The sequence below is a fragment of the Agrobacterium vacciniicorymbosi genome, assembly GCF_040427045.1.
Lineage (GTDB): Bacteria > Pseudomonadota > Alphaproteobacteria > Rhizobiales > Rhizobiaceae > Agrobacterium.
This window is the reverse complement of the sequence record NZ_JBETMF010000009.1, coordinates 1-12,657: the sequence shown is the minus strand read 5'-3', so window position 1 is coordinate 12,657 and position 12,657 is coordinate 1. Positions and strand designations below refer to the sequence as shown.

Here is a 12,657-nt window from a genome sequence, read left to right as displayed (position 1 = left end):
CTCAATAGACCTTGGGAAGATTCAGACGCTTGACATCATCCGACGTTAGTTTCGGCCCGATTTCGTAACGGAAATCGGTGACGATGTAGTTGTCGATATCGACTTCGCAACGATAGTTGATCGGAAACCATTGCGCTCCGACGTTGAACGCACCACGAGCGTCCATGATATTGCCGTTGATTGGAAAGTTCTTGCCCGTATGCGGCTTCAGCCCTTCATAGGGGCCTCTGCTATCCTTGATCTGCGCCATCGCTTCGGCAACGCATAATTGCCCCACCCGTTCACGAGGGGGCAGATTGCCCATGATCTGGCGCAGCATCGGGCCGGGCCGCTTCGCAGCAGACAGAATTTTCTTGGCAGGTTTTAGCTTCGGATCTCCTTCACCGTCCGGCAACGCCTTGGCAGGCTGCATCGGAGACGGCTTCGGCTCTGGCTTCGGTATTGGCACCGCGACCGCTGCCATCTCGTCAGGCGCGGAGGTTTGCGCAGCAGGCAGTTCACCCTGATCCGCAGTTGATTGCGCAGCAGATGCCTCAGGCGTTGTCTCGGTTTCAGCCGGTTCCTCAGAGGGGGGCGTGGCAGGCTGCGGCGTATCCGTCTGCGGCTTCGGCTCGGGCTGCTTTTCGCCTGCCGCTTCCTGCTCGCCGGGTTCGTCGCGCTCGTCCAGCTGCGTTGGTCCGGGCCGAATGGCTACCGGTGGCATTTGCATGGGTGCTGGCGGCGGCGGAGGTGGTTGCGGCTTTTCTTCCGCAGGTGGTGGTGGCTCCTCCGCCTTTTTCTCGTCCTGCTTCGGCGACTCCTCTTTGGGAGGCTCTACCATTTCGACGTTGACGGTCTCCGGCTCGGGCTCGGCTGGTGCTGGCGTGTAGCCTGACCATAGAAGATAGGTTCCGCCGACAAGAACATGCAGCATGATCGAGAGCGGAATCGTCCAGCTCCCCTGCCACCATGTTTTCTTGTCGGTCTTTTCCATCAGAACGTCATGTCCTTTGCTGCGTCAGAGATAATCGTTTTGAACGCAAGCACCATCCCCAAAAAAGAAAAACCCGGCCAGAAACTGACCGGGTTCAAAGTCTTCCACTGCGAAAGCTTAGCTGTCGAGGAACGAGCGCAGCTTGCGCGAACGGCTCGGATGCTTGAGCTTGCGAAGCGCCTTGGCTTCAATCTGACGAATACGTTCGCGTGTAACCGAAAACTGCTGCCCGACTTCTTCCAGCGTGTGGTCCGTGTTCATGCCGATACCGAAGCGCATGCGCAGAACGCGTTCTTCGCGCGGCGTCAGCGAGGCCAGAACGCGGGTCGTTGTTTCGCGCAGGTTGGCCTGAATGGCGGCATCGATAGGCAGAAGCGCGTTCTTGTCCTCGATGAAGTCACCCAGATGCGAATCCTCTTCGTCACCCACAGGGGTTTCGAGCGAGATCGGCTCCTTGGCGATTTTCAGAACCTTGCGGACCTTTTCCAGCGGCATGGCCAGCTTCTCAGCCAGTTCTTCCGGAGTCGGTTCGCGACCGATTTCATGCAGCATCTGGCGCGATGTACGAACGATCTTGTTGATCGTTTCGATCATATGCACCGGAATACGGATCGTGCGGGCCTGGTCGGCAATCGAACGGGTGATTGCCTGACGGATCCACCATGTCGCATAGGTCGAGAACTTGTAACCGCGACGATATTCGAACTTATCGACCGCCTTCATCAGGCCGATATTGCCTTCCTGAATGAGATCGAGGAACTGCAAACCGCGGTTCGTGTACTTCTTCGCAATCGAGATAACCAGACGCAGGTTGGCTTCGACCATTTCCTTCTTGGCGATGCGCGCTTCGCGCTCGCCCTTCTGGACCATGGATACTATGCGGCGGAATTCGGCAATGGAAATGCCGGTTTCCTGGGCAAGATTCTGGATTTCCTGACGGATATCGCGGATCGTGTTGTTTTCTTCGCGTGCGAATTCCTTCCAGCCCTTGGCGGCCAGATTGGCAATCGACTTCATCCAGTTCGGATCGAGTTCCGCACCGTGATACTGCTCAAGGAAGCCGTCACGCTTGACGCCGTAAGATTCGGCAAGGCGCAGCAGACGGCCTTCGTTCTGCATCAGGCGCTTGGAAATGTCGTAGAGCTGCTCGACAAGGCTGTCGACGCGGTTCTGGTTCAGCGACAGCGACTTCACCGCCGTGATCAGCTGATCCTTGAGTTCCTTGTAGCGACGCTCCTGACCCGTGGACAACGTACCGGTGCAAGCCAGACGCGCTTCGACCTGCTGGTCCTGAAGCTTGCGCAGCTTCTTGTAGGTGTCGGCAATCGTGTCGAGCGTTTCCATGACCTGCGGGCGCAGTTCGGCTTCCATCGCAGCAAGTGAAAGATTGGACTCGTCGTCGTCCTCTTCTTCCTCTTCATGCGGAAGGCCTTCGCCGCCAACATTCGTCACATCGTCATCGCCACCGGGATTGCGCAGCCGGCGGACTTTTTCTTTCTCTTCAGCAGCCTTACGGTCTGCTTCAATCTTCTCCGGGCTCTGGAACTGCGGAGCAGCCTTGGCTTCCGGACCGGAATAGGTCGTTTCGAGATCGATGATCTCGCGCAGCAGCGTCGTGCCTTCGTTGAGTTCGTCGCGCCAGATGATCAGCGCCTGGAACGTCAACGGGCTTTCGCACAGGCCGGAGATCATCGTCTCGCGGCCAGCCTCGATGCGCTTGGCAATCGCGATTTCGCCTTCACGCGACAGAAGCTCGACCGAGCCCATTTCGCGCAGATACATACGCACCGGGTCATCGGTGCGGTCTGTCGGCTCTTTCTTCTTGGCGGTTGCAAGGGCCGTGCCGCTGGAAGGCGCAAGTTCGCCACCCTCGGACTCTTCAGCCTCGGCATCGTTATCGTCGGCTTCAGGCGCAGCCTCTTCGGCGTCCTCGTCCTCGATGACGTTGATACCCATTTCACTGAGCATCGCCATGATGTCTTCGATGCGGTCAGGATCAACCTGATCCGACGGCAGAACCTCGTTCAGCTCATCCATGGTGACGTAGCCGCGCTTCTTGGCGGCCTTGATCATTTTCTTGACCGCGTCATCCGAAAGATCGAGAAGCGGCCCATCCGTCGCGCCATCGCGTTCGTTTTCAGCTTCTTCGTTTTCTTTGACTTTGGTTGCCATCTATCTCGTCGCTTTCCCTGACGCTAACATCCGCTTCGCCGCAAGGCCGTTTACCCCCAAGGGCACCCGGCTATGGCCGCGAATCACTGTCAAACACCTAACGGAATGATCTTTAATTGCCGATTAACCACGGCTGCCAACGGCGGAACATCAAGACAGTGCATCCGGAAATGCTTTTGCATGCAGTTTCGATCCGCCAAGGCCCATTCCACCTTACTTTTCCTGGAATGGTGATTCCCGCTATTTCCCGTCGCGTCAAGCCTTTATGGCCAGAGCGAGGGTTAAAAACCAAAAAAGCCGTCATTGCGGCGACATTTCGCGGGCCTTCACCAACTTATCCCCTATTTAGGTCGATCTGCGAAAAAGACAAGCCTACAACACGTTAAAAGGCCTATCCGTGACTATAGGCGGCTCCCTTGACCCGCCCCGACATGACGCCGAATCCATCGATGATCGCTTCCTGATTTTCCATCCGACCGATCTCCAGCTGCACCTCGGAAAGCGCGCGCATCAGCTGTACCATATGGTCGCCATCGCCCGCTTCGGTCGCCTCGGCAATCTCACGTTCCAGATCGATCTTCTGCCACCGCAACGCTTTCGTCCGTTTGTGCAGCGAAAGCGACTGCGTGTAGCCCTCACGCGCATCTTCCGGCGCCGCCTGCTCCGTGGCGGTCCACAGACGCGCATTGCGCACCTGCTGGTTCATCGCCTTTAACAACACGTCAAAGCCCTGCGCCTCCAGCCGGGCCACCAGCCCTTCACGGGAAAGCTCGGCTGCACTTTCGGCCGCATAGGTCAGCACCTGCGACCACAGTTTCTGCAAATCGCGGTTCTCATAATCGATGGCGGCAATCTCGTCATATTCTTCCAGCAACAGCTGCGGATGGTTGACGATGGTCAGCGCCAGCACGCTTTCGCGCAAGGCGGGCGCACCGAGATAGCCTTTAACGAGGCCCGACTGGCTAAGCCTGTCTGAAATACTGCCAGAGCCGGTGGTCGTTCCACGCGGAGGCGTTCTCTGGCCATTGCGGTTGTTGTTACCATCGCTGCGCCTGAAGTTTCCACTTTGCCCGTTGCCGCGCTGAAACTGCGGCTGGAAGAACGCATTCAACCGATCGCGCATGTCCTGCTGGTAAAAGCGGCGCACGCTTTCATCGCCGATAACGGACACGATATGCCGCAGGCGGTTTTCCAACTCTGCGCGCTTTTCCGGCGTATCGAAGGTGACAGCCGCCGTTTCGCGGCTCCAGATCATGGCCGCTAGTGGCTTGGCTTCCGACAGAACCCGGTCAAACGGGGCCCTGCCCTCGTGGCGCACCAAATCGTCCGGGTCTTTGCCATCGGGCAGCAGCGCGAAGCTGACGGAGCGGCCCGGCTTGATATGCGGCAGCGCCAGATCAGCGGCGCGGCTGGCGGCGCGAATGCCAGCTCCATCGCCATCGAAACACAGCACGGGCTGGGTCGACATCTTCCACAACAGATCGAGCTGGCTTTCCGTCAGCGCGGTTCCAAGTGGTGCCACGGCATTTTCCACGCCCGCCTGATAGAGCGCGATGACATCCATATAACCTTCAACGGCGATGACCGTGCCGGAGGATTGCGTGGCGCGCCGCGCACGGGCGAAATTGTAAAGGACGTTGCCCTTGTGGAAGAGCTCCGTCTCATTGGAATTGAGATATTTGGCCAGCGCATCCGCCGCCATGGCACGACCACCGAAGGCGATAACCTTTTCCCGCGACGAGAGAATGGGAAACATGATGCGGTCACGAAAACGATCGTAAGAGACAGGCACATTCTCATGCACCACCAGACCGCAGGCCTCCATCTGCTCTTTGGCGATGCCCTTTGAGGCCAGATGTTCCTTCAGTGCATTACGGCTATCGGGCGCAAAACCCAATCGGAACGTTTCGATGGTGCGGCCCGTCAGCCCGCGATCACGCAGATAGGCGCGCGCTCTGGCACCCGCTGCCGTCTGCAATTGATCCTGAAAGAACAGCGTCGCCATTTCCATGACGTCCTGAAGCGACGCCCGCTCACGCTCACGCCGCTCCGCCTGCACATCCGGCTGCGGCATGGACACGCCCGCCATATCGGCAATCTGCTGCACGGCCTCGGGAAAGGCCAAGCCATCAAGGTCGGTTAGAAAACGGAAATGGTTGCCAGAGGCACCGCAACCAAAGCAGTGATACCACCCCTTGCGATCCTCGCAATGGAAGCTCGGGCTTTTCTCACCATGGAACGGGCAGCAGGCCCAGTAATCGCCTTTGGAAGGGTTACTCTTCTTTCGATCCCACGTCACACGTTTACCGATGACATCAGAGATGTTCACTCGGTCACGTATTTCCTCGAGAAATGAATCTGAAAAGCGCATTTTTTCCTGAGATCACTGCCTGTTTTCGGCCAGTCTTTTATATAAGCGCAGCGGGCCGGGATTACCAAGGGCAGAAACGGATGATGCCCGTTATTCACAGACCACTTGACAGAAGTGTATATACAAATGAATATACATGGAAGCGCAGGACGTGCTGACGAACAGTGTTTTTAGGAACGCCCTATGCTTGTGTCTAAAGAATTTGCCTCGTTCGAATGGGACGAGAACAAACGCAAAGCGAATTTGGTTAAGCACGATATCGATTTCGAAGATGCCTTGGAAGCGCTTAGCGAACCACATATCGAGCTTTTATCCAACAGAAACGGAGAAGTCCGCATCTGCGCTATTTGCCCTCTGGGTCGCCGCCTCATAACTGTCGTTTATACGATGCGCGGCGATATATGTCGGATCATTTCAGCGCGCGCGGCTAGGAAAAATGAGCACAAACTCTACCACACGAATGACATTGGATGAGCTTCGGGCCAAGCGCGGGCGCGGCGAGAAAAGCGCGACCGACTGGGCGCGCGTCGATGCATTGACCGATGAGGACATCGAGCGTGCGATGCGCGACGATCCCGATTGGGCGGAATGGATCGATGTCGATTGGTCGAAGGCTGAAGTCGTCGTACCCGTTACCAAGAAATCGATCTCGATCCGGCTGGATGAGGATGTCATCGACTTCTTCAAATCCACAGGCAAAGGATACCAGACCCGGATGAACGCAATTTTGCGCCACTATGTGCGCGAGCAGAGAAGCAATAAGAGCTGATAGCCGGACTCGATCAGGCCATTGCCTAAGCGCCAACTTCTGGCAAATTTAGGGCAAAAAATCGCTGCAAAACATTATGTTTTTGTAATTTGAAGGCGGGCCGAAACAGGCCTAATTTCGTAACATCGGCATGATGCCGAGCGTGTGCGTAATGCTTGGTGTCAGGCGATATCCCCCAAGAGAGCCTGACTATGCGCTTAAACCGCGAGCGCACCTCAAGCATAAAAAAGGCAGGGCAACCACATGCGCCCTGCCTTTTCCTTTTTCAGCGTTACTTCAACAGTTCCTTTATGAGACCGGAAGCCTTGCCGAAGTCGAGCTGGCCGGGATAACGCTCTTTCAGAACGCCCATAACCTTGCCCATATCGCGCAGGCCGGAGGCCTCGGTTTCCGCAATCACGCCTTCGATGATGGAGCGGACCTCCTCTTCGGGAATCTCTTCCGGCATGAAGCTCTTGATGATGACGATTTCTTCGCGCTCGTGCTCGGCAAGTTCCGCACGTCCTGCCTTGTCGTAGATACCAGCAGATTCTTCGCGCTGCTTGATCATCTTGGCGAGGATCTGCAAAATTTCCTCGTCGGAAACCGCATCCTTGCCAACGCCGCGATTGGCGATATCGCGATCCTTGACGGCGGCCTGGATGAGGCGGACCGTCGAAATCTGGCGCGTATCGCGGGCTTTCATGGCCTCTTTAAGGGTGTTGGCGAATGTATCGCGGATCATGTTTCTCTCCTTGAAAAAGCCGTGACATCCGGCAAATTCCGGTCAGGCTTTTCCTCCATAATTTTGCCGGTGACATAAACGAGCAAGCGGGTATCGGCAAATCATTTACATAAGCCTCTGAATCGACTGGATTTTAATTCCAGCTAATCCACAGGGCTGCGGTTGACCGTTCGCGCCCCTTTCGTTATTTTCCGGCACCTGCACAGGATTTTAACGAAGGTTACGACGCGAAGGCTTTCGCGCGCCCTTATCCGCGAAAAAAGATGACCGCTTTGCACCTGCCTTTCAAGAGGCGGGCCCAAGTGGCAGAAACGGAAACGAGATGACCGAGACAGCACCCTGGACCACCCGCAAACCCACCGCCATGCTCGTTCTGGCAGATGGCACCGTGATCGAGGGAACCGGCATCGGCGCAACCGGCAAGGTTCAGGCGGAAGTCTGCTTCAACACTGCATTGACCGGTTATGAAGAAATCCTGACCGACCCGTCCTATCTCGGCCAGATCGTCACCTTCACCTTCCCGCATATCGGCAATATCGGCACCAATGACGAAGACATCGAAGACCTGACGCCCGCTGCACGGCGCGGCGCGGTCGGCGTCATCTTCAAGGCCGACATTACCGAGCCATCCAACTTCCGCGCGGTCAAGCATCTCGATGCGTGGCTGAAAGCCCGCGGCATCATCGGCCTTTGCGGCGTCGATACGCGCGCTCTGACGGCCTGGATCCGTGAGAACGGCGCGCCGAACGCCGTCATCGCCCACGACCCGAACGGCGTTTTCGACATCGAAGCGCTGAAGGCCGAAGCCAAGGCCTGGAGTGGTCTGGAAGGTCTCGATCTCGCCATCGAAGCGACATCCGGCCAGTCATCGGTCTGGACCGAAACCCCTTGGGAATGGAACAAGGGCTACGGCACGCTGGGTGAAGCAGATGCCAAGTACCACGTCGTCTGCGTCGATTTCGGCGTGAAGCGCAACATTCTGCGCCTTTTTGCCGGTCTGGATTGCAAGGTCACTGTCGTGCCCGCGCAGACATCCGCCGAAGACATCATGGCGCTGAAGCCCGATGGCGTGTTTCTCTCCAACGGCCCGGGCGACCCGGCTGCAACAGGCAAGTACGCCGTTCCGGTCATTCAGGACCTGATCAAGACAGACCTGCCTGTCTTCGGTATCTGCCTTGGCCACCAGATGCTGGGTCTCGCCGTCGGCGCCAAGACCGAAAAGATGCATCAGGGCCACCATGGCGCCAACCACCCGGTCAAGGACTTCACCACCGGCAAGGTGGAAATCGTCTCTATGAACCACGGCTTTGCAGTGGATACGAAGTCTCTGCCAGAAGGCGTTGAAGAGACTCATATTTCTCTGTTCGACGGGACAAATTGCGGCCTGCGCATCACCGGCAAGCCGGTCTTCTCGGTCCAGCACCACCCGGAAGCATCCCCCGGTCCGCAGGACAGCCACTATCTCTTCCGCCGCTTCGTCAACCTGCTGCGTGAGAAGAAGGGCGAACCGGCTCTCGCAGAGCGCTGATAAGACTCTTGAAGTTGCGAATAACGATATGGCGGCCCGCTCTCAGCGGGCCGTTTTCATTTCACGTTTTACCATCAGATAGAAGCGTGTGGTCAGCAGAATGGCAGCGGTCGACAGACCGACCACGAAGCCGAACCAGACACCGGGTCCCCCGAAGCCAAGCGGAAAAGCTGCGACCCAGGCAAGCGCCAGACCGATGGGCCAGTAGGAAATCAGCGCAAGGATCATCGGCACCCGCGCATCCTTGAGTCCGCGTAGAAGACCGGCGGCCACCGCCTGCATGCCATCCACCAGCTGAAACACGCCAGCGATGATGACGAGCGTCCCGGCGTAGGCCAGAACTTCCGTCGCGCCCGGCAGGCTGGGGTCGAGGAACCAGCTTGCGAGATATTTGGGCGCAAGAGCGAACAGCAAACCACCGCAGGCCGCGATAGCACAGGCAACGCCGTACACCGTGATCGCTGCGCGCACGAGATTGGGATAATCCTTCTGCCCATGCGCCACGCCGATCCGCACGGTTGCGGCCTGCGCCAGCCCAAGCGGGATCATAAAGGCAATCGAGGCCAATTGCAGCGCAATGCCGTGTGCCGCCAGCTCAAGCGTGCCGATCTGCCCCATGAGAATGGAAGCCGCCGAAAACAGGGTGACTTCGGCCAGAATGGTGACGCTGATCGGTAGGCCAAGGCGGATGACCTCCCACAGCGCATGAAAATCCGGCCGCCAGAAGCGCACGAAGAGTTCATAGCGCCGCGTCTCATCTCGCGTCTGAATATAGATGACGATGAACGCCAGACTGAAGGTGTTGACGATAACAGCCGCATAGGCAGCGCCGATCATGCCGAAAGCGGGAAAGCCGAAATGGCCGAGAACCAGCGCGTAGGCCAGGAAGCCATTGAGCAGCAGCATCGAAATAGTGGCATAAAGAATGATGCCCGCCCGCCCGATGGCGCTAACGAGGCCGCGCATGACGTAAAACAGAAGCGCTGGCAGCAGGCCGAATTGTGCGACGGCAAGATATCGGCCGGTCTGCGCGGACACTGCCGGATTTTGCCCGAGCGAGAGAAGGATTTTCTCGGCGCTGAGGAACAACGGCACCGTCAGCAGCCAGTAAACGGTTGCCACCCACATGCCCATACGCAGGGCACGGCGAGCAGATGTCGCATCCCCCTGCCCATAGGCATTGGCGACCATGGGAACGACGGCGACGGAAAAGCCCGAGCCGAAAATGAAGACGACGAAATAGAACTGTCCGGCCAGCACCATGGCGGCCAGCTTTTCAGCGCCCAGCTGTCCGACAATGACCATATCCGTGGTGTGAATGCCGAGCTGTGCCAGCTGCGCGCCGATCAGCGGAATTCCCAAAGCAAGCGTCGCGCGCAAATGCGCGCCCCACGAGTTGGCACCCACATGAGCGTTTTCAACCGCAACCGACGAAGACATGACATCACCTCAAAAAAGCAAAAGCCGCTTCCCTGCGAATGAGGAGAGCGGCGCGGCACCTGAATAGGATATTTAAAAGAAATGCGCAAGAATGCGGCAAACGCGCAAAATCTCGGCAAGCAAAAATATTTATAAAATTAAACAATGGCTTATGTCAAAACCTGCAGGCAGCTGGTGAGAGCATTAATCTTTATTCACGCGAGGCTGATAGGGGTGGCAGGCAAAAGCTATGAGATTTCTGGGTGCATGAAGCACGCCACACGCGCCAATGGCATGTTTCTATCAAAATCCGGTATTACCGGTCTCTTTTCGAGGTCCAGAAATTGTCCAAGAAATCCAATTTGATGACGCGGATCGTCGTCGCGGCGTCCTGTGTCGTCGTCGCGGCCTTTGCGGGCTTTTCCATTTATATTGATGGCTTGCAGCGCGACGCGGCCAACCATTTCGTTGAAGACAAGATCAATGCCGCTGGCAAACAGTCGGCGCAGAGCATCGCCAACTGGCTGAACGGCCGTATCATGATGACCGAAATGGTCGGCGCTTCCATGGTAACGGCGACAACCCAGGAAAAGCTGGAACTGGCTTTGCACAATGATGTGCTGGCACGGGAGTTCAAGTCCACCTATTTCGGCGATGAAGCGGGCGTCTTTACCAATTTCCCGTACGAAAAAATGCGCGACGATTACGATCCGCGCAAGCGCCCCTGGTATCAAACAGCCGTCAAGGCCAACGGCACCGTGCTAACTGAACCCTACACGGATGCCAGCACCGGAAAGCTTGTGATCAGTGCTGCACTGCCCGTGAAGCGTGATGGCAAACTGATTGGTGTTGCTGCCAGCGACTTTCTGGTGACGACGCTGGTCTCCATGATCGGCTCCGTCGATGCCGGCAATGAAGGTTATGCATTTCTGGTCAACAAGGATGGCAAAATCCTTATCCATCCCGATGAATCGATGATCAACAAGACGCTGACCGACCTCTTCCCGGTCGCGACGCCGACAATCTCCCAGACTGTCTCGCAGACCCAGATCAACGGCGCAGACAAGATCACCAGCTTCATTCCCGTCCCCGGCCTGCCCTCTGTACAATGGTCCGTCGGCCTCGTCATCGACAGCAAGACGGCATTTGCTTCCATCTCGCAATTCCGTATCGCTGCCGTCGTCGCCACCATTCTGGCCGTTGCCGGCATGATCGCCTTCCTCGCTTTCCTAGTGAACAGCCTGATTGCCAAGCCGGTCACGCAGATGACGTCTGCCATGGATCAGCTTGCCGCAGGCAATCTGGATGTCGCCATTCCCGGACAGGAGCGCAACGACCAGATCGGCTCGATGGCTGCAGCCGTCGCCGTATTCCGTAGCAATGCGCTGGAGCGGCTTCGTCTGGAAGGCGATGCAGAGCAGACCCGTACCCTTTCGGAGCGGGAACGCAGCGAGCGCGAGCAGCTATCGGCAAAGGATGCCGCTGACATTCAGTTCGCCGTCGATTCGCTGGCGCAAGGCCTTGCCAATCTGTCGGATGGCAATCTGAACTACCGCATCAACACGCCCTTCGTGGCACGCATCGACCGTCTGCGCGAAGACTTCAACGCTTCCATCAGCAAGCTCAATGGCGCCCTCGTCAATGTCGGCCAGAATGCGCGTGCCATCGATGCCGGTGCGAGCGAAATCCGCCACTCCGCTGACGATCTCGCCAAACGTACTGAGCAGCAGGCGGCATCGGTTGAAGAGACAGCGGCAGCGCTGGAAGAAATCACCACCACGGTCAAGGATTCGGCAAAGCGTGCCGAAGAGGTTGGCCGTCTTGTGGAGCGCGCCCGCAGCAATGCTGAGCAATCCGGCGTGGTCGTTGGCGATGCGGTGAAGGCCATGGAAGGCATCGAGCAGTCCTCCTCCGGCATCTCCAAGATCATCGGCGTTATCGATGAAATTGCGTTCCAGACCAATCTTCTGGCGCTGAACGCCGGTGTGGAAGCTGCCCGGGCGGGCGAAGCAGGTAAAGGCTTTGCCGTCGTGGCGCAGGAAGTGCGTGAACTGGCGCAACGCTCCGCCAACGCTGCCAAGGAAATCAAGACCCTCATCAGCGCGTCCACCACGCAGGTCGAAGCAGGCGTTTCGCTGGTTGGCAACGCTGGCAAGGCGCTGGAAACCATCGTGGCTGAAGTGCAGGAAATCAACAAGCACATCAACGCGATTGTTCTGGCCTCTCGCGAACAGTCCACCGGCTTGCAGGAGATCAATACGGCGATCAACACCATCGACCAGGGCACGCAGCAGAATGCCGCCATGGTCGAGGAACAGACCGCCGCAAGCCACGGCCTCGCTTCGGAAGCGGCAGCGCTCAATGCCCTGCTGGCCCAGTTCCAGCTGGCCAATGAGCAGGCACAGCGTTACAGCCGCGCTGCTTGATCTGGCGACGATATGAAAGCCCAGAGGCGTGACCGGGAAACGGTCACGCCTTTTTTGTTTGGAGGCGTGCGTGGCGGTTACGGCGTGGCGACAGCCCCACACTCACTACCGTCATCCTTGGGCTTGTCCCAAGGATCTAATCACGCACCCACCCACTCTCCCCGTCGAGTGTGCAGGAACGGCAGCAGATCCTTGGGTCAAGCCCGAGGATTGTTTGCTGCTATCAAGCTATTGTCGGTGCGGGACTGCGCGCCCTTCACAGCGCGCAGTCCCGG

The 12,657-nt window shown here is 57.6% G+C and carries 9 protein-coding genes; 4 read left to right on the top strand and 5 right to left on the bottom strand.

The features are described 5' to 3' along the window. Position 1: 1 nt before the first annotated feature. From ABUK73_RS14935 to dnaG, 3 genes are all read right to left on the bottom strand, one after another. The gene (locus ABUK73_RS14935) at positions 2-973 is read right to left on the bottom strand and encodes a DUF930 domain-containing protein (RefSeq protein WP_353577975.1); all 972 of its coding nucleotides are present in this window, start codon (positions 971-973) and stop codon (positions 2-4) included. A 117-nt stretch (positions 974-1,090) separates the two neighbouring features. Beyond that, positions 1,091-3,145, bottom strand: a complete 2,055-nt coding sequence (gene rpoD / locus ABUK73_RS14930; RefSeq protein WP_353577974.1) for an RNA polymerase sigma factor RpoD — start codon at positions 3,143-3,145, stop codon at positions 1,091-1,093. A gap of 391 nt (positions 3,146-3,536) precedes the next feature. Next, positions 3,537-5,516 (bottom strand): DNA primase, encoded by a 1,980-nt coding sequence (gene dnaG, locus ABUK73_RS14925; protein WP_353577973.1) that lies wholly within the window; start codon positions 5,514-5,516, stop codon positions 3,537-3,539. A gap of 183 nt (positions 5,517-5,699) precedes the next feature. Here dnaG and ABUK73_RS14920 point away from each other — a divergent pair, with 183 nt between their 5' ends. After that, a complete protein-coding gene (locus ABUK73_RS14920; RefSeq protein WP_353577972.1) occupies positions 5,700-5,990 on the top strand; it encodes a BrnT family toxin in 291 nt (96 codons plus the stop codon). Further along, positions 5,953-6,285: a BrnA antitoxin family protein gene (locus ABUK73_RS14915; RefSeq protein ID WP_353577971.1), complete on the top strand. Its 333-nt coding sequence runs from the start codon at positions 5,953-5,955 to the stop codon at positions 6,283-6,285. The genes ABUK73_RS14920 and ABUK73_RS14915 overlap by 38 nt, the downstream gene beginning before the upstream one ends. Before the next feature lie 271 nt (positions 6,286-6,556). Here ABUK73_RS14915 and ABUK73_RS14910 read toward each other — a convergent pair whose 3' ends face one another. Continuing rightward, the gene (locus tag ABUK73_RS14910) at positions 6,557-7,009 is read right to left on the bottom strand and encodes a GatB/YqeY domain-containing protein (RefSeq protein ID WP_353577970.1); all 453 of its coding nucleotides are present in this window, start codon (positions 7,007-7,009) and stop codon (positions 6,557-6,559) included. A gap of 322 nt (positions 7,010-7,331) precedes the next feature. On the opposite strand from ABUK73_RS14910, the gene carA reads away from it, so the two are divergent. Next, on the top strand, positions 7,332-8,537 hold the full coding sequence (gene carA / locus ABUK73_RS14905; RefSeq protein ID WP_113088584.1) for a glutamine-hydrolyzing carbamoyl-phosphate synthase small subunit: 1,206 nt from the start codon (positions 7,332-7,334) through the stop codon (positions 8,535-8,537). A 42-nt stretch (positions 8,538-8,579) separates the two neighbouring features. Here carA and ABUK73_RS14900 read toward each other — a convergent pair whose 3' ends face one another. Continuing rightward, entirely contained in the window at positions 8,580-9,977 is a 1,398-nt protein-coding gene (locus ABUK73_RS14900) for an MATE family efflux transporter (protein WP_353577969.1), read from the bottom strand. Between the two features lie 323 nt (positions 9,978-10,300). On the opposite strand from ABUK73_RS14900, the gene mcpU reads away from it, so the two are divergent. Then, positions 10,301-12,382 carry a methyl-accepting chemotaxis protein McpU gene (mcpU, locus tag ABUK73_RS14895; protein WP_353577968.1) on the top strand — a complete coding sequence of 694 codons (2,082 nt, stop codon included), beginning with the start codon at positions 10,301-10,303 and terminating at the stop codon, positions 12,380-12,382. The last annotated feature ends 275 nt before the right edge of the window (positions 12,383-12,657 follow it).

Coding starts and splice junctions, on each gene's coding strand:
- ABUK73_RS14910 (WP_353577970.1), bottom strand. CDS start 7,009: ATGATCCGCGATACATTCGCCAACACCCTTAAAGAGGCCATGAAAGCC.
- dnaG (WP_353577973.1), bottom strand. CDS start 5,516: ATGCGCTTTTCAGATTCATTTCTCGAGGAAATACGTGACCGAGTGAAC.
- rpoD (WP_353577974.1), bottom strand. CDS start 3,145: ATGGCAACCAAAGTCAAAGAAAACGAAGAAGCTGAAAACGAACGCGAT.
- ABUK73_RS14900 (WP_353577969.1), bottom strand. CDS start 9,977: ATGTCTTCGTCGGTTGCGGTTGAAAACGCTCATGTGGGTGCCAACTCG.
- ABUK73_RS14915 (WP_353577971.1), top strand. CDS start 5,953: ATGAGCACAAACTCTACCACACGAATGACATTGGATGAGCTTCGGGCC.
- ABUK73_RS14920 (WP_353577972.1), top strand. CDS start 5,700: ATGCTTGTGTCTAAAGAATTTGCCTCGTTCGAATGGGACGAGAACAAA.
- carA (WP_113088584.1), top strand. CDS start 7,332: ATGACCGAGACAGCACCCTGGACCACCCGCAAACCCACCGCCATGCTC.
- ABUK73_RS14935 (WP_353577975.1), bottom strand. CDS start 973: ATGGAAAAGACCGACAAGAAAACATGGTGGCAGGGGAGCTGGACGATT.